Raw genomic sequence first — 14,893 nt, 5'->3', positions numbered from 1 at the left:
CCGACAATCCATGATCAGCACCGAACTCAAAACCACGATCCAGGGCGCCTACTCGCGTTTTCTCGAAGCCAAGAGCCTCAAGCCACGCTACGGCCAACGCCTGATGATCGCCGAAATTGCCAAGGTCCTCGGTGCCATCGACACCGACGACGAAGGCCGGCGCAGTGGCGACCCCGCGATTGTCGCGGTGGAAGCCGGCACCGGTACCGGCAAAACCGTGGCCTACAGCCTGGCGGCCATCCCCACCGCGAAGGCCGCCGGCAAGCGTCTGGTGATCGCCACGGCCACCGTGGCCCTGCAAGAGCAGATCGTCTACAAGGATTTGCCCGACCTGATGCGCAACAGCGGGCTGAATTTCAGCTTCGCCCTGGCCAAGGGCCGCGGGCGCTACATGTGCCTGTCCAAACTCGACATGTTGCTCCAGGAAGGTCATGCGCAGACTGCCACCGCGCAGCTGTTCGAAGAAGAAGGTTTCAAGATCGAGGTCGATGAGGCCAGCCAGAAGCTGTTCACCAGCATGATCGAGAAGCTCGCCGGCAATAAGTGGGACGGCGACCGCGACAGTTGGTCGACGGCGCTGGAAGACGCCGACTGGGCGCGCCTGACCACCGATCACAGCCAGTGCACCAACCGTCATTGCCCGAACTTCGGCCAGTGCGCCTTCTACAAGGCCCGCGAAGGCATGGGCAAAGTCGACGTGATTGTTACCAACCACGACATGGTCCTGGCCGACCTGGCCCTGGGCGGCGGCGCGGTTCTGCCCGATCCGCGGGACACCATCTACGTGTTCGACGAAGGTCATCACCTGCCGGACAAGGCTATCGGTCACTTCGCCCACTACACGCGTCTGCGCTCCACCGCCGACTGGCTGGAAACCACCGCCAAGAACCTCACCAAACTGCTGGCCCAGCACCCGCTGCCGGGCGATCTGGGCAAGTTGATCGAGCAGGTGCCGGAGCTGGCCCGGGAGATAAAGACCCAGCAGCAGTTCATGTTCAGCGCCTGCGAGCAAGCCGCCGACTTCAAGCCCGGCGAAGATGTCGAAGGTCGCGAGCGGCCACGTCACCGTTTCGTCGGCGGGGTGATTCCCGAGCACATGCGCGAAATGGGCATCGAGCTGAAGAAGGGCTTTGCCCGCCTGACCGACCTGTTCACCCGGCTCACCGAGCTGCTCAAGGAAGGCATGGACGGTGAGGTCAACATCGGCATCGCCAGCAACCAGGCCGAAGAGTGGTATCCGCTGTTCGGCAGCCTGTTGTCCCGTTCTTCGGGCAACTGGGAGTTGTGGACCGCCTTCACCGTCGAAGACCCGGAAGACAACCCGCCCATGGCCCGCTGGCTGACCCTGGCCGAAAGCGGTTCGCTGTTCGACATCGAGGTCAATGCCAGCCCGATCCTCGCGGCAGACATGCTGCGGCGCAACCTGTGGAACGTGGCCTACGGGGCGCTGGTGACATCGGCGACCCTGACCGCTCTCGGCACTTTCGACCGCTTCCGCATGCGTGCCGGCCTGCCTAAAACCGCCGTCACCGCGGTGGTCCCGAGCCCGTTCCATCACGCCGACGCCGGCGTGCTGCGGGTGCCGGACCTGAAAGCCGACCCGCGTGACGCGCCGGCTCACACCGCGGCAATCATCCGCGACCTGCCGCAACTGGTAGAAGGTTCACGTGGCACCCTGGTGCTGTTCTCCTCACGCAAACAGATGCAGGACGTGTTCGACGGACTGGATCGCGACTGGCGCAAGCAAGTGTTCATTCAAGGCAACCTGTCGAAGCAGGAAACCCTGAACAAGCACAAGGCGCGGGTTGATGGCGGGGATTCGAGCGTGCTGTTCGGCCTGGCGAGTTTCGCCGAAGGCGTGGATTTGCCCGGTGCGTACTGCGAGCACGTGGTGATCGCCAAGATTCCGTTCTCGGTGCCCGACGATCCGGTCGAAGCGGCGCTGGCTGAATGGATCGAGGCCCGCGGTGGCAATCCATTCATGGAAATCTCCGTGCCGGACGCCTCGCTGAAACTGGTCCAGGCCTGCGGTCGCTTGCTGCGGACCGAAGAAGACCGCGGCACCATCACCTTGCTCGACCGTCGTCTGGTCACGCAGCGCTACGGCAAAGCTATTCTCAATTCATTGCCGCCATTCCGTCGTGAAATTTCCTGATGCACCGGTGGGCAAATAGGCCCACCGCGTTGTCTACCTCACTGCCACCGCTTTTCCACTGGCCCATTGATGGTCGCTTGGGAGATCCACGTTCCTATGATTCGCCGTTCGTTGCCTGCTGTTTTTGCCTTGATGTTCGCAGCCCCTTTGCTGGCGGCCCCTGCCGGCCAGCAAACGCTGTTCAACTTTGTGCGTCCCGCCGACGTGGTTCAGGTGGCGACCCAGGACGCCAGCCTGCCGCAATCGAACGCGGAGCAAACGGCCGAAGGCGAAGTGCTGCGCCGTGTGACCTTCAACCCAGTGGCCCAGCCGACCTTGCGCCTGACGCCGCAGACCGGTGCCTGGGACTGGTCGCAGTCGGGCGTCATGAGCCTGCGGATCCAGAGTGCGATGAACTGGGCCGTGACCCTGTACGTGAAAATCCAGAGCAACGACGGCAAGACCCTGGTCAGCCGTGTCGATCTGCCGGCCGGCCCTGCGCAGACCCTGCTGGTGCCTTTGGTCGCCAGTTCGCCGCTGAGCCAGGGGATGAAAGCCGGCCCACCGATGCCGTTCGACTTTGAAGGCCAGCGTGTATTGCTGGCCAGCAGCGCCGGTGAGCTGGACCGCAGCCAGGTGGTGTCGGTGACCTTGTCGATGGATCAGCCGAAAGTCGCCCAAAGCATCCTGCTCGAACGCTTCGGCGTGCAGGACGGCGAGGCTGTCACCAAGGCCGTTTATGGCGGTCTGGTGGATGCTTTCGGTCAATCGACCCGGGCCAAATGGCCGGAAAAAATCAGCAGCGACGAGCAACTGAAGTCCGCCGCGGCCAAAGAACAGCAACAACTGAAAACCTGGCTGGCCGAGCGCGAGAAGGCCTCGCTGGACAAGTTCGGCGGCTGGACCAAAGGCCCGGCGTTCAAGGCCAGCGGCTTTTTCCGCACTGAAAAGCGTGACGGCCGCTGGTATCTGGTGACGCCGGAAGGGCATCCGTTCTATTCCCTGGGCGTCAACAGCGTGACCCCGAACGTCAACCAGACCTACATCGCCGGTCGAGAGTGGATGTTCGAGTCCCTGCCCAAACCCGATGAGCCTCTTGCCAGCTATTATGGCGAAGGCGACAACCGTGGCGGCAATGGCGCCGATCAGGGCCGAGCCTACAACGCCGGGCGCTGGTACGATTTCTATGGCGCCAACCTGCAGCGTCTGTATGGCAAACCTTGCGCACCGGGCAGCGACACCAAGGCCGGTGTCGCCGAAGCGGCCAAGGCCGATGCGGTCGAGGCGACGGCCGATAAGGCTGCTGAGCAATCAGCCGCTCCTGCGGCGACCGAATCCGCGGCTGGTGTTGCCGAAGCGGCCAAGACCGGCGCCGTTGAAGCGTCAGTCGAAAAAGCGGCCGAGCAAACGGCCGCCGAACCCTGCAAAGTGGTTTTCGACGAACAACGCTGGGCCAGCCATACCCTCGATCGCTTGCAAGCCTGGGGCTTCAACACCCTCGGCAACTGGAGCGCATCGGTGTTTGGCAATGCTGACCGTGTGCCGTACACCTTGCCGCTGTCGATCGTCGGCGATTACGCCAGCATCAGCACCGGCACCGATTGGTGGGGCGGCATGCCCGACCCGTTCGATCCGCGTTTCGCCATGGCCACCGAACGCGCCGTGGCCATCGCCGCCCGCGACCATCGCGACGATCCGTGGCTGATCGGTTACTTCGCCGACAATGAACTGGCCTGGGCCGGTCCCGGCGATGACCCAAAGGCCCGTTATGCGTTGGCCTACGGCACCTTGAAAATGACCACCGATGTGCCGGCAAAACGTGCCTTCCTCAAACAACTGCGTGACAAGTACCGCAACCAGGCGGGCCTTTCCAAGGCATGGGGCATTGATCTGCCGGCCTGGGAATTGATGGAAGACCCGGGCTTCGTGCCACCGCAGCCGAGCGCCGAATACCCGGAAATCGAAGCCGACTTCAAATACTTCCAGAAAGTGTTCGCCGACACCTACTTCAAAACCGTCTCTGACTCGCTCAAATGGCATGCGCCGAACCAGTTGTTATTGGGCGGCCGTTTTGCCGTCAGTACCCCGGAAGCCGTCGAGTCCTGCGCGCAATACTGCGATGTGTTGAGCTTCAATATGTACACCCTGCAACCCCAGGACGGTTACGACTTCGCCAGACTGCGCAGCCTGGACAAACCGGTACTGATCACCGAATTCAACTTCGGATCAAAGGATCGCGGCCCGTTCTGGGGCGGCGTGACGCAACTGGCGAAAGAAGAAGACCGCGGCCCGGCCTACGCCAACTTCCTCAAACAAGCGATGAGCGAGCCGTCGATTGTCGGAGTGCATTGGTTCCAGTACCTCGATCAACCGGTGACGGGTCGCCTGCTGGATGGCGAGAACGGCCACTTCGGGCTGGTAGGCATTACTGACCTGCCGTTCCAGGGCTTTGTCGACACGGTGCGCAAAAGCAATGTGCAGACTGTCGATCAACTCGGCAAAGAGGCCGAGAAGGCCAAAGCCGAGGCGGAAAAAGCTGCCGAGAACCATGAGGGCGAGGGCGGCAAGCAAGGCGCTACCGACAAAGGTGCGGAGCAGGGCGCCGGCCATGCGGGTGGGCATTCGGGTAATGGTCATTAAGCACCGATATCCCCTGTGGCGAGGGAGCTTGCTCCCGTTGGACTGCGTAACAGTCCCTTTTTTGGGGCCGCTGCGCAGCCCAACGGGAGCAAGCTCCCTCGCCACAAAGTTTTCTGATTAATTTTATGGGCGGGTACACCGCCCGGCCCGACCCTGTTCCCAAAACCCTCAAGGGCTGGAACAATGCGGGCCACTTTATAGAGCGTTTATCCGGGAGAGTTGTGGGTGCAGATTCAGGGTCATTACGAGCTTAAGTTCGAAGCGGTGCGCGAAGCGTTTGCGGCGCTGTTCGACGATCCTCAGGAGCGTGGCGCGGCGTTGTGCATCCGCATTGGCGGGGAAACCGTTCTCGACCTCTGGGGCGGTACCGCTGACAAGGACGGCACCGAAGCCTGGCACAGCGACACCATTGCCAACCTGTTTTCCTGCACCAAGACCTTCACCGCCGTGACCGCGCTGCAACTGGTGGCCGAAGGCAAGCTGCAACTGGATGCCCCGGTTGCCCGTTACTGGCCCGAGTTCGCTGCCGCCGGCAAAGAATCCGTGACCCTGCGCCACTTGCTCTGCCATCAGGCCGGCCTGCCTGCGCTACGCGAACTGCTGGCCCCTGAAGCACTTTATGACTGGCAGACCATGGTCGATGCCCTGGCTGCCGAAGCGCCGTGGTGGACGCCGGGTGAAGGTCATGGTTATGCGGCGATCACCTATGGCTGGCTGGTCGGTGAATTACTGCGTCGCGCCGACGGTCGTGGGCCGGGCGAATCCATCGTGGCACGGGTCGCGAAGCCTTTGGGGCTGGACTTCCACGTCGGCCTCGCCGACAAAGAGTTCCATCGCGTGGCGCACATCGCCCGTGGCAAGGGCAATCTCGGCGATGCCGCGGCCCAGCGCTTGCTGCAAGTGACCATGCGCGAGCCGACGGCCATGAGCACGCGGGCCTTCACCAACCCGCCGTCTATAATGACCAGCACCAACAAACCGGAATGGCGGCGCATGCAGCAGCCGGCCGCCAATGGCCATGGCAATGCCCGCAGCCTGGCCGGGTTCTACGCCGGTCTGCTCGACGGCAGCTTGCTGGAAAGCGAAATGCTCGACGAGCTGACCCGCGAACACAGCGTCGGCGAAGACAAGACTTTATTGACCCGGACCCGCTTCGGCCTGGGTTGCATGCTCGATCAACCGGACGTACCCAACGCCACCTACGGCCTCGGCCCACGGGCGTTCGGTCACCCGGGTGCCGGCGGTTCCATCGGTTTTGCTGATCCGGAATACGATGTGGCCTTCGGCTTTGTGACAAATACCCTGGGGCCGTACGTCTTGATGGATCCACGAGCCCAAAAGCTTGTGCGAGTACTGGCCACTTGTCTGTAAATCACGCTCAAGGGGGCCAGGGCCGGAACCCGAAAGCCTTTGTGGTTTCAAAGCGCTGTTTATCCGGGCCAACCCGGTCTGATTCTTCATTACTCATTTTGTGGATATCCAATGTCATCCAATAAAACTCTCGCCCTGGCCCTGTGCTTCGCTATCACCGGTTGCGCACAAACCCCACAAAATGACGCAGACGGCGGCAGCTGGTGGCCGTTCGGCTCTTCCGACAAGGTTGCGACCAAAGAGCCGGCCCCGACCCCACTGAAACCTGCTGCAACAGCACCCGTCGCCAAGGCTGACAGTGCATCCCCTTGGTACTGGCCGTTCGGTTCCGATGATGGTGCCGGCAAGGTCGCCAAGCCCGAAGTGAAGCCTGAGGTTAAACCTGAAGCCAAACCGGCCGTTGCAGCCAAGGCTGAAGCCGATGCCGGTGGCAATTGGTGGTGGCCGTTCGGCGGCAAGGAGCAGAGCACCGCCAAAGCCGTGCCGATGCCCGATCCGAAAGTCACCCAGGCCTGGCTCGACGACTACGAACCGCGCCTGCGCGAGGCAATCAAGGACAGCAACCTGAAACTCGAGCGCCGCGAAAACGTGCTGGTCGTCACGGCACCGGTAGAAGGCTCGTTCAACCCTGATCGTCCGGCCATGCTGCTGCCGGTGACCCTCGGCCCGTTCACCCGTGTCGCGAAAATCCTTGAAGTCGATCCAAAGACTGCCGTGCTGGTACTCGGTCACAGTGATACGTCGGGCGCCGCACCGGCCAACGTGAAGCTGAGCCAGGAACGCGCCCAGGCAGTGGCGGCAATCTTCCGTCTCAGCGGTCTGCAGCGTGATCGCCTGATGCTGCGCGGCATGGGTGGTGAGGCTCCGCGTGCTGCCAACGACAGTTCTGAAGGTCGTGCCCTGAACCGTCGCGTCGAGCTGTTGGTGACCCCGGCAAACACCATGGTCGCGTTGCTGAGCAAGTACAACATGCCGGCTCCGGCACCGGTGAAAACTATGGTCGCTGCGCAAGACATCAAGCCAGTGGCCAAGCCGGTGACCCCGGCGCCTGCTGCGAAGAAAGCGGCTGTGCCGGCGACGAAAAAGGCACCAGCCAAGAAAGCGGCTGCCAAGGCTCCAGCCAAAAAAGCAGTGGTGAAAAATACTGCGCCGGCCAAAGCCGCTGTCGACACCAAGAAAGTCGCTGTCGGCGATGACACAAAGAAGTGATTCGTTAACCAAAAGGAATGCGCCATGACCCGGCCCTTGGCAGATATGCGTCGCGACTACACCCGAGATGGCCTGACCGAGGCGCAAGCCCCGGCCGAGCCGTTCGCGCTGTTCCATCAGTGGTTTGCCGATGCGGTGAAAACCGAGCAGGTGCCGGTGGAGGCGAATGCCATGACGCTGGCCACCGTCGATCAGGACGGTCGGCCGCATTGCCGCATCCTGCTGCTCAAGGGCCTGGACGAGCAGGGCTTCACCTTCTTCACCAACTATGAAAGCGACAAGGGTCAGCAACTGGCAGCCAATCCATTTGCGGCCATGACGTTCTTCTGGCCAGCCCTGGAGCGCCAGGTGCGCATCGAAGGGCGGGTGGTGAAGGTCACGCCTGAAGAGTCCGACGCTTATTATCAGGTTCGTCCTCTGGGCAGTCGTCTCGGTGCCTGGGCCTCGCCCCAGAGCCGGGTGATTGCTGATCGCGGCGAACTGGAAGCGCTGCTCAAGAACACCGAGCAACGTTTCAGCGATACTCAGCCTCACTGCCCCGAGCACTGGGGCGGCTATCGCTTGCTGCCCGAGCGCATCGAATTCTGGCAGGGCCGTCCGAGCCGTCTGCACGATCGCCTCAACTACCGCTTGCAAGGCACCGACTGGGTTCGTGAACGCCTGGCGCCGTAAATAGTCTACCGATCGGGATACCCTGCCGCAGCGGCCTCCAGCCATTGGGGCAGGTCCCGCCGCTTGATCTTCTGCGTTTGAGCGTTCGCCAGTTGCTGGAGCATAAAGGCTCTTTTCTGTTGGTCTTTACCCGCCAGTGACAACGCCAGATCGCGGTCCATCCAGCGTTTGATCCGCACGTACAGCCACCAATGGAAGTACAAGCCGGCGACGGTCGTGACGACAATGATGAAGTAATCCATGAAAATCCTTGGGTCAGCGGCGCAGATTTTGTAATTTGACGCTACTGTGTGTGAGTTCGAGAAAGCGCCTGTACTTGGCCTGAATGAAACCAATTTTATCCGGGCGATGTCGTGACAGGCGTCAAGCTGCGGAGTTTAATGGATACCTGTCCTATGGAGTTTGATGCTATGCGTAAGTCTGTTCTGCTGGTTGCTTCCTTTTCCACGATGGCGATGTTGCTCACTGGCTGCCAATCGAGCTTGACCGGTGACTCCTACTCCCGTGACGAAGCGCGTCGTGTGCAGACGATTCGCATGGGTACCATTGAAGCCCTGCGTCCGGTGAAAATCGAAGGCACCAAAACCCCGATCGGCGGCGCCGCCGGTGCAGTCGTGGGTGGTGTCGGCGGTAGCGCCATCGGCGGCGGTCGCGGCAGCATCGTCGCAGCGGTCATCGGCGCTGTCGCCGGCGGCCTGATGGGCTCGGCTGCCGAAGAAGGCCTGACCCGTACGCAAGGTGTTGAAATCACCGTGCGCGAAGACGATGGCAGCATGCGCGCCTACGTGCAGGAAGTTCAGCCTAATGAAGTGTTCCGTGTGGGTGAGCGGGTGCGGATTTCCACTGTGGGTGGTACGAGCCGCGTTGCGCACTAAGCGGGAATACGGGTAAAAGAAAACCCCGATCAGGTGACTGGTCGGGGTTTTGTGTTTTTTGGGGGAATTACCATACTTTCCGATATCGAAATGCAACTTGGTAATCAAAAGCGGCAATATTGATCTTATGCTTGAACAGAGGCTGGAGCTCTGGCACCCACGCCGATAAAACGTCAAATCCACCGTCGTAGATCTCGCTTTCCGCCATCAGGCCTAATGCATCGATTACTGAACCGTCATCACCAAGATCAGCGGAGTATTCTTTTCCGGCTGCTATTTCCGTTTCTTTGTCATACCAGTCCAATCTGATCTTCAGTCCCATCTTGGCCTCACAAATACTTTTTAATGCTGCGGTTTTTTTTAGGCGGGTCTATTTGCTTGCCTGTCAGGTGGTCGAACGAGCCTAGATGGCTTCCATCGCTTGCCCGATAAGCTTCCAGCTCCCCATGCAAAGAGTCCCATTCATAAATTGTTCGACCTTTGGCATCAATCCAACGCTCTCGAAGTCCACCGCCCCCTTGTCGTGGGGTTTTCTTTTTTGCTTCTTTCAAGCCCAAGAAACCAGTGATTTCCTCTGTTTCAGGTGCAGAGTGATAGTCGTGATCGGGGTTAGGAACCCGTCTTCCTGAAACACTCACCACAATATAAACCGGCAACACCCCCGAATCCGCCGGAAACACCAGAATGAAATCCTTGTACTCGGGCGGGTACACCGGATTGACGATGATGCTGTCAGCCGCCTTCGTCGGCGGATAAACCCAGATGTGCGGTGCTTGCGGTGCGGCTTCCAAAGCGGGGATGCCGAGGATATTTGAACCGTCCTCGGCCGGTGTCCAGATCAGCTCGATCCCGTCCCCAAGGTCAGCCACCTGCTGACTGCCGCGCAAGGTGAATTGCGCGACATCGACCATTTCCCAGTCACGGTTTTTACCGGTGTAGAAACCGTATCCCTTGAGACTGCCGTCAGCCTGTTGTTCGACTCGCAGGCGCACGCGAGTGCGGGCCTGTTTAAGGGCGCGCAGTTGGTCTTCGGTGTAGAGCGAGCTGTCGCCAAGGCTCGACGGTATGACCAGGGCCACCAAACCTGCCAAGGTGGCCGCAGCGGTGCTGGCGGCGACGGCGGGCAGTGCGGCGAACGCTGAGCCGGTCAAAGCAAAGCTGCCGAAACCTGCCGGAATCGCAGTGCCACTGATTTTCTTGAGCGGCACGACACCGCTTTCATCGGCTTCGCGAGCACCGAGCAGAACCAGCTCGCCGTAGTCTTTCAGGCTGTCAGTCGGAACAACGCCGGAGGGATTCGTGTAGTCGATGATTGCGTCGGGCAGCTTGCAGGACTTGGCGAACACGCATCCCGCGCGGACAACGTCGTCCTTTTTCGCAGCGACTTGAAGGCTGGCTTCGAAGGCCTGCTGCCTGGCGAGCATGGCGTCGTAGGCGTTTTGCCTGGCATCGCGCTCGGCCAGTTCGGTGGCCGTCATGTAACGGTGGGTGACGTGATGCCCGTCGCCGGACGGTGGGTTTTGAACCCGGGGAATGTCCTTGTTACCAGCCACTGATTGTCCTTTCGCTCGTCCATCGGCAACCCCGGAAAGAGGGGCTGCACGACGTTAACGAACGTGGCTAATCGTGGCTGTAGGACGAATCCTGAATGTCGCTAAGAGTGTTCTCTAACGATCAGGACTGCAGCGCAGTGCTCTTGCGACTCGCCGCCGCCGTCACCGCATAACCGATCAATGCCGCCAGTATCGAGCCGGTCAGAATCCCCATTCGATCCATCCCGGCGTATTCACTGCTGCCGGGCACGAAGGCCAGGGAGCCGACGAACAGGCTCATGGTGAAACCGATGCCGCAGAGAATCGCTACACCCAGCACCTGACCCCAGTTGGCGCCTTGGGGCAGGGTGGCGATGCCGATTTTTACCGCCAGCCAGGTCAGGCCGTAGACACCGATGGCCTTGCCCAGCAGCAGGCCGACGGCGATGCCCATCGGCACGTCGTGGGTGAAGCTTTCGACGGTCACGCCGCTCAGGGACAGACCGGCGTTGGCGAAGGCAAACAGCGGCAGGATGCCGTAGGCCACCCACGGATGCAGGGCATGTTCCAGGGTCAGCAGCGGCGAAGGCTCAGCGTTTTTCGTGCGCAGTGGAATGCAGAAGGCCAGGGTCACACCGGCCAGCGTGGCGTGTACGCCGCTCTTGAGCACGCAGACCCAGAGGATCAGCCCGATGATCATGTATGGCCCGAGCTTGACCACGCCGAGTCGGTTCATCCCGATCAAGGCCGCGATGCAGGCTGCGGCCAGCGCCAGGGACAAGGTCGACAGTGCGCCGGAATAGAAGATCGCGATGATGATGATCGCGCCCAGGTCATCGATGATCGCCAGGGTCATCAGGAACAGTTTCAGCGACACCGGCACGCGTTTACCCAGCAGGGCCAGTACGCCGAGGGCGAAGGCAATGTCGGTGGCGGTCGGAATGGCCCAGCCACCCAAGGCGGACGGGTTGTCGCGGTTGAGGAACCAGTAGATCAGCGCCGGCACCACCATGCCGCCAATCGCCGCCGCGCCGGGCAGGACGATCTGCGATGGTTTCGACAGTTGGCCGTCGAGGACTTCGCGTTTCACTTCCAGGCCGATCAACAGGAAGAACAGGGCCATCAGGCCATCGTTGATCCACAACAGCAGCGGCTTGGCGATTTTCAGCGCGCCGATCTGAGCCACCACGGGGGTGTCCAGCAGGCCGCTATAGAGCCACGACAGCGATGAATTGTTGATGATCAGGGCGAGAGCGGCCGCGGCGATCAATAACAGACCGCTGGCAGCTTCCAACTGAAAGAAACGCGTGAACGTGCTACGCAGAGGCAAGGTCGCTCTCCATCGATGAATTCAAAAGGTGTCACACCCTAACCCGTACCGTTAGTTGTTAAAACAAAAGTTATATTCTTTTTTGTTATATGTCGTTACAACGCGGACGGTCAGCAAAGGCCTGAGCCTAGCAGTTGCCGGACGTATTGGACCTCAGCTGTATCTGTGCATGATGTAGGTTCTTTCCTAAGCTTGTGGGCTGAGCCTTGCGACAAGGCCGACTCTTGCCTGATTCAACGAGAAAACCATCATGAGCGACAACCGACAGTGGGCCCGCGAAGCCATCCGGATCATCGAAGCCGACTTCCAGCGCAGCGCCGACACCCACCTGATCCCTTTGCCGCTGCCGGGGTTGCCGGGCATCGAGTTGTATTTCAAGGATGAGTCGAGCCATCCCACCGGCAGCCTGAAACACCGGCTGGCGCGCTCGTTGTTCCTCTACGCCCTGTGTAACGGCTGGCTCAAACCCGGTGCGCCAGTGATCGAAGCCTCCAGCGGTTCGACGGCGATTTCCGAGGCGTACTTCGCCCGCTTGTTGGGGTTGCCGTTCATTGCGGTGATGCCCGCGACCACGTCCAGGGAAAAGATCGCGCAGATCGCTTTCTACGGTGGCAAGAGCCATCTGGTGGACGATCCGACGCAGATCTACGCCGAATCCGAACGCCTGGCTCGCGAACATGACGGGCACTTCATCGACCAGTTCACCTACGCCGAACGTGCCACCGACTGGCGGGCGAACAACAACATCGCCGAATCGATCTTCCAGCAGATGCGCTTCGAGCTGCACCCGGAGCCGAGCTGGCTGATTTCCAGTCCCGGCACTGGCGGCACCACCGCGACGCTCGGCCGTTACGTGCGCTATCGCCAGCATTGCACCCGCGTGCTGTGCGCCGATGCCGAGCGTTCGGTGTTCTTCGATTATTACCAGACCGGCGATGCCAGCCTGCGCCTGGATTGCGGGTCACGGATTGAAGGCATTGGTCGGCCGCGGGTGGAAGCGTCGTTCCTGCCCAAGGTGATCGATGCGATGGTCAAAGTACCGGACGCGTTGTCGCTGGCGGCCATGCATTATCTGGCGCAGCATTTGGGGCGACGGGTCGGCGGATCGAGCGGGACCAACCTGATCGGCGCCTTGATGGCAGCCCAGCAGATGGTGGCGGCGGGGGAGTCGGGGTCGATCGTGGCGATTTTGTGCGATGGCGGCGAGCGCTACGCCACCACCTATTACGATCAGGCCTGGCTCAAGGCCCAGGGGTATGAGTTGAGTGGTTTGATGGATGCCGTGGCGGCGAGTGTCGAGCGCGGCGAGCCGCTGCCGGCCAGCGTGTTGCGCGCCAATATTTGATATTGGTCGGACGCTGAAATCAATGTGGGAGCGAGCCTGCTCGCGATATCGGTAGATCAGTCAACATCTCTGTTGAATGTTAATCCGCTATCGCGAGCAAGCCCGCTCCCACAGGGTTTTGCATTTTGTCAGGAAATGCCGGTCAGGCCTCGAGGCCAAGGATGTCTCGGGCCACCGCTTCAGCAATTCGAATACCGTCGACGCCCGCCGACAATATCCCGCCGGCATAACCCGCGCCTTCACCGGCCGGGAACAAGCCTTTCACGTTCAGGCTCTGCATCGACTCGTTACGGGTAATCCGTAGTGGCGATGACGTGCGCGTCTCGATCCCGGTCAACACCGCGTCATGCAACGAGTAGCCACGAATCTGCTTCTCGAACGCCGGCAAGGCTTCGCGAATCGCTTCGATGGCAAACGCCGGCAGGGCCAGGGCCAAGTCGCCCAAGGCAACGCCCGGTTTGTAGGACGGCTCAACGCTGCCCAATTCAGTGGATGGCTTGCCTGCGATGAAGTCGCCAACCAGTTGCGCCGGTGCTTCGTAATTGCTGCCGCCCAGCACAAAGGCGTGGGATTCCAGGCGTTCCTGCAACTCGATGCCGGCGAGCGGGCCGCCTGGATAATCGACTTCCGGGGTGATCCCGACGACGATCCCGGAGTTGGCGTTGCGCTCGTTACGCGAGTACTGGCTCATGCCGTTGGTGACCACGCGGTTCGGCTCGGAGGTCGCCGCCACCACGGTGCCGCCCGGGCACATGCAGAAGCTGTAGACCGAACGGCCGTTGCTGGCGTGGTGCACCAGTTTGTAGTCGGCCGCGCCGAGTTTCGGGTGCCCGGCGTATTTGCCCAGGCGCGCGCGGTCGATCAGCGATTGCGGGTGCTCGATGCGGAAACCCACCGAGAACGGCTTGGCCTCCATGTACACGCCACGACCGTGGAGCATGCGGAAGGTGTCCCGGGCGCTGTGGCCGAGGGCCAGAATCACATGTTTCGAATGGATCTGCTCGCCGCCATTGAGCTCGACGCCGACCAGTTGGCCGTCCTCGATCAAGACGTCAGTGACACGCTGCTGGAAGCGCACTTCGCCGCCCATGGCGCGAATCTGCTCACGCATGTTTTCCACTACACCGGTCAGACGGAACGTCCCGATGTGCGGTTTGCTGACGTAGAGGATTTCTTCCGGCGCGCCGGCCTTGACGAACTCGTGCAAGACTTTGCGCCCGATGAATTTCGGGTCCTTGATCTGGCTGTAGAGCTTGCCGTCGGAGAACGTACCCGCGCCGCCTTCACCGAATTGCACGTTGGATTCGGGGTTGAGCACGCTTTTGCGCCACAGGCCCCAGGTGTCCTTGGTGCGCTGACGCACTTCGGTGCCCCGTTCGAGGATGATCGGTTTGAAGCCCATTTGCGCCAGCAGCAGGCCGGCGAAGATTCCGCACGGGCCGAAACCCACGACGACAGGACGTTGCTCAAGATCAGCCGGCGCCTGGCCGACCACTTTGTAGCTGACATCCGGCGCCACGTTGACGTTACGATCATCGGCGAATTTGTGCAGCACCGACGCCTCATCGCGAACGTTGAGGTCGATGGTGTAGATGAAGCACAGTTCGGAGGACTTTTTGCGCGCATCGTAGCTGCGCTTGAACAAGGTGAAGTCGAGCAGGTCATCACTGGCGATGCCCAGGCGCTGCACGATGGCAGGGCGCAGGTCTTCTTCGGGATGGTCGATCGGCAGCTTGAGTTCGGTGATTCGTAACATGACGGGATCCGGTTCGCGGGGCGCACAAC

General features: G+C 61.0%; 12 protein-coding genes. 7 read left to right on the top strand and 5 right to left on the bottom strand.

What is annotated here, in order from left to right:
• Nucleotides 1–10: 10 nt before the first annotated feature.
• The 5 genes from dinG to pdxH all read left to right on the top strand — a co-directional run bounded on the left by dinG (nucleotide 11) and on the right by pdxH (nucleotide 8,026).
• Entirely contained in the window at nucleotides 11–2,155 is a 2,145-nt protein-coding gene (gene dinG / locus BK662_RS29955; protein ID WP_123360566.1) for an ATP-dependent DNA helicase DinG, read from the top strand.
• Nucleotides 2,156–2,251: 96 nt separating this feature from the next.
• Nucleotides 2,252–4,774, top strand: coding sequence for a beta-galactosidase (locus tag BK662_RS29950; protein WP_123360565.1), 2,523 nt, complete (start codon nucleotides 2,252–2,254; stop codon nucleotides 4,772–4,774).
• A gap of 225 nt (nucleotides 4,775–4,999) precedes the next feature.
• On the top strand, nucleotides 5,000–6,145 hold the full coding sequence (locus BK662_RS29945; RefSeq protein ID WP_123360564.1) for a serine hydrolase domain-containing protein: 1,146 nt from the start codon (nucleotides 5,000–5,002) through the stop codon (nucleotides 6,143–6,145).
• Between the two features lie 111 nt (nucleotides 6,146–6,256).
• Nucleotides 6,257–7,354 (top strand): OmpA family protein, encoded by a 1,098-nt coding sequence (locus BK662_RS29940; RefSeq protein ID WP_123360563.1) that lies wholly within the window; start codon nucleotides 6,257–6,259, stop codon nucleotides 7,352–7,354.
• A gap of 24 nt (nucleotides 7,355–7,378) precedes the next feature.
• Complete coding sequence (pdxH, locus tag BK662_RS29935) at nucleotides 7,379–8,026, top strand: pyridoxamine 5'-phosphate oxidase (protein ID WP_008005815.1); 648 nt, start codon at nucleotides 7,379–7,381, stop codon at nucleotides 8,024–8,026.
• 5 nt (nucleotides 8,027–8,031) lie between these two features.
• Here the strand turns inward: pdxH and BK662_RS29930 are convergent, their stop codons facing one another.
• On the bottom strand, nucleotides 8,032–8,268 hold the full coding sequence (locus tag BK662_RS29930) for a hypothetical protein (protein WP_052966960.1): 237 nt from the start codon (nucleotides 8,266–8,268) through the stop codon (nucleotides 8,032–8,034).
• Between the two features lie 168 nt (nucleotides 8,269–8,436).
• On the opposite strand from BK662_RS29930, the gene BK662_RS29925 reads away from it, so the two are divergent.
• Nucleotides 8,437–8,901, top strand: a complete 465-nt coding sequence (locus BK662_RS29925; RefSeq protein ID WP_123360562.1) for an outer membrane lipoprotein — start codon at nucleotides 8,437–8,439, stop codon at nucleotides 8,899–8,901.
• Nucleotides 8,902–8,968: 67 nt separating this feature from the next.
• Here BK662_RS29925 and BK662_RS29920 read toward each other — a convergent pair whose 3' ends face one another.
• The 3 genes from BK662_RS29920 to nhaA all read right to left on the bottom strand — a co-directional run bounded on the left by BK662_RS29920 (nucleotide 8,969) and on the right by nhaA (nucleotide 11,763).
• The gene (locus BK662_RS29920) at nucleotides 8,969–9,223 is read right to left on the bottom strand and encodes a colicin E3-like toxin immunity protein (protein WP_123360561.1); all 255 of its coding nucleotides are present in this window, start codon (nucleotides 9,221–9,223) and stop codon (nucleotides 8,969–8,971) included.
• Nucleotides 9,224–9,230: 7 nt separating this feature from the next.
• Nucleotides 9,231–10,454 carry a colicin E3/pyocin S6 family cytotoxin gene (locus BK662_RS29915; protein ID WP_123360560.1) on the bottom strand — a complete coding sequence of 408 codons (1,224 nt, stop codon included), beginning with the start codon at nucleotides 10,452–10,454 and terminating at the stop codon, nucleotides 9,231–9,233.
• Between the two features lie 121 nt (nucleotides 10,455–10,575).
• Nucleotides 10,576–11,763 carry a Na+/H+ antiporter NhaA gene (gene nhaA / locus BK662_RS29910; RefSeq protein ID WP_123360559.1) on the bottom strand — a complete coding sequence of 396 codons (1,188 nt, stop codon included), beginning with the start codon at nucleotides 11,761–11,763 and terminating at the stop codon, nucleotides 10,576–10,578.
• 247 nt (nucleotides 11,764–12,010) lie between these two features.
• Here nhaA and BK662_RS29905 point away from each other — a divergent pair, with 247 nt between their 5' ends.
• Complete coding sequence (locus tag BK662_RS29905; protein WP_185047209.1) at nucleotides 12,011–13,108, top strand: PLP-dependent cysteine synthase family protein; 1,098 nt, start codon at nucleotides 12,011–12,013, stop codon at nucleotides 13,106–13,108.
• A 142-nt stretch (nucleotides 13,109–13,250) separates the two neighbouring features.
• Here BK662_RS29905 and BK662_RS29900 read toward each other — a convergent pair whose 3' ends face one another.
• Nucleotides 13,251–14,864 carry an NAD(P)/FAD-dependent oxidoreductase gene (locus tag BK662_RS29900; protein WP_123360557.1) on the bottom strand — a complete coding sequence of 538 codons (1,614 nt, stop codon included), beginning with the start codon at nucleotides 14,862–14,864 and terminating at the stop codon, nucleotides 13,251–13,253.
• Nucleotides 14,865–14,893: the final 29 nt, after the last annotated feature.

The organism is Pseudomonas frederiksbergensis (assembly GCF_003732275.1).
Taxonomy (GTDB): domain Bacteria; phylum Pseudomonadota; class Gammaproteobacteria; order Pseudomonadales; family Pseudomonadaceae; genus Aquipseudomonas; species Aquipseudomonas frederiksbergensis_H.
This window is presented reverse-complemented; position numbering and strand designations above follow the sequence as displayed.

What these genes read in the sequence shown, in the direction of transcription:
- BK662_RS29950 (WP_123360565.1), top strand. Translation starts at nt 2,252, where the DNA reads ATGATTCGCCGTTCGTTGCCTGCTGTTTTTGCCTTGATGTTCGCAGCC.
- BK662_RS29900 (WP_123360557.1), bottom strand. Translation starts at nt 14,864, where the DNA reads ATGTTACGAATCACCGAACTCAAGCTGCCGATCGACCATCCCGAAGAA.
- dinG (WP_123360566.1), top strand. Translation starts at nt 11, where the DNA reads ATGATCAGCACCGAACTCAAAACCACGATCCAGGGCGCCTACTCGCGT.
- BK662_RS29920 (WP_123360561.1), bottom strand. Translation starts at nt 9,223, where the DNA reads ATGGGACTGAAGATCAGATTGGACTGGTATGACAAAGAAACGGAAATA.
- pdxH (WP_008005815.1), top strand. Translation starts at nt 7,379, where the DNA reads ATGACCCGGCCCTTGGCAGATATGCGTCGCGACTACACCCGAGATGGC.
- BK662_RS29925 (WP_123360562.1), top strand. Translation starts at nt 8,437, where the DNA reads ATGCGTAAGTCTGTTCTGCTGGTTGCTTCCTTTTCCACGATGGCGATG.
- BK662_RS29940 (WP_123360563.1), top strand. Translation starts at nt 6,257, where the DNA reads ATGTCATCCAATAAAACTCTCGCCCTGGCCCTGTGCTTCGCTATCACC.
- BK662_RS29930 (WP_052966960.1), bottom strand. Translation starts at nt 8,268, where the DNA reads ATGGATTACTTCATCATTGTCGTCACGACCGTCGCCGGCTTGTACTTC.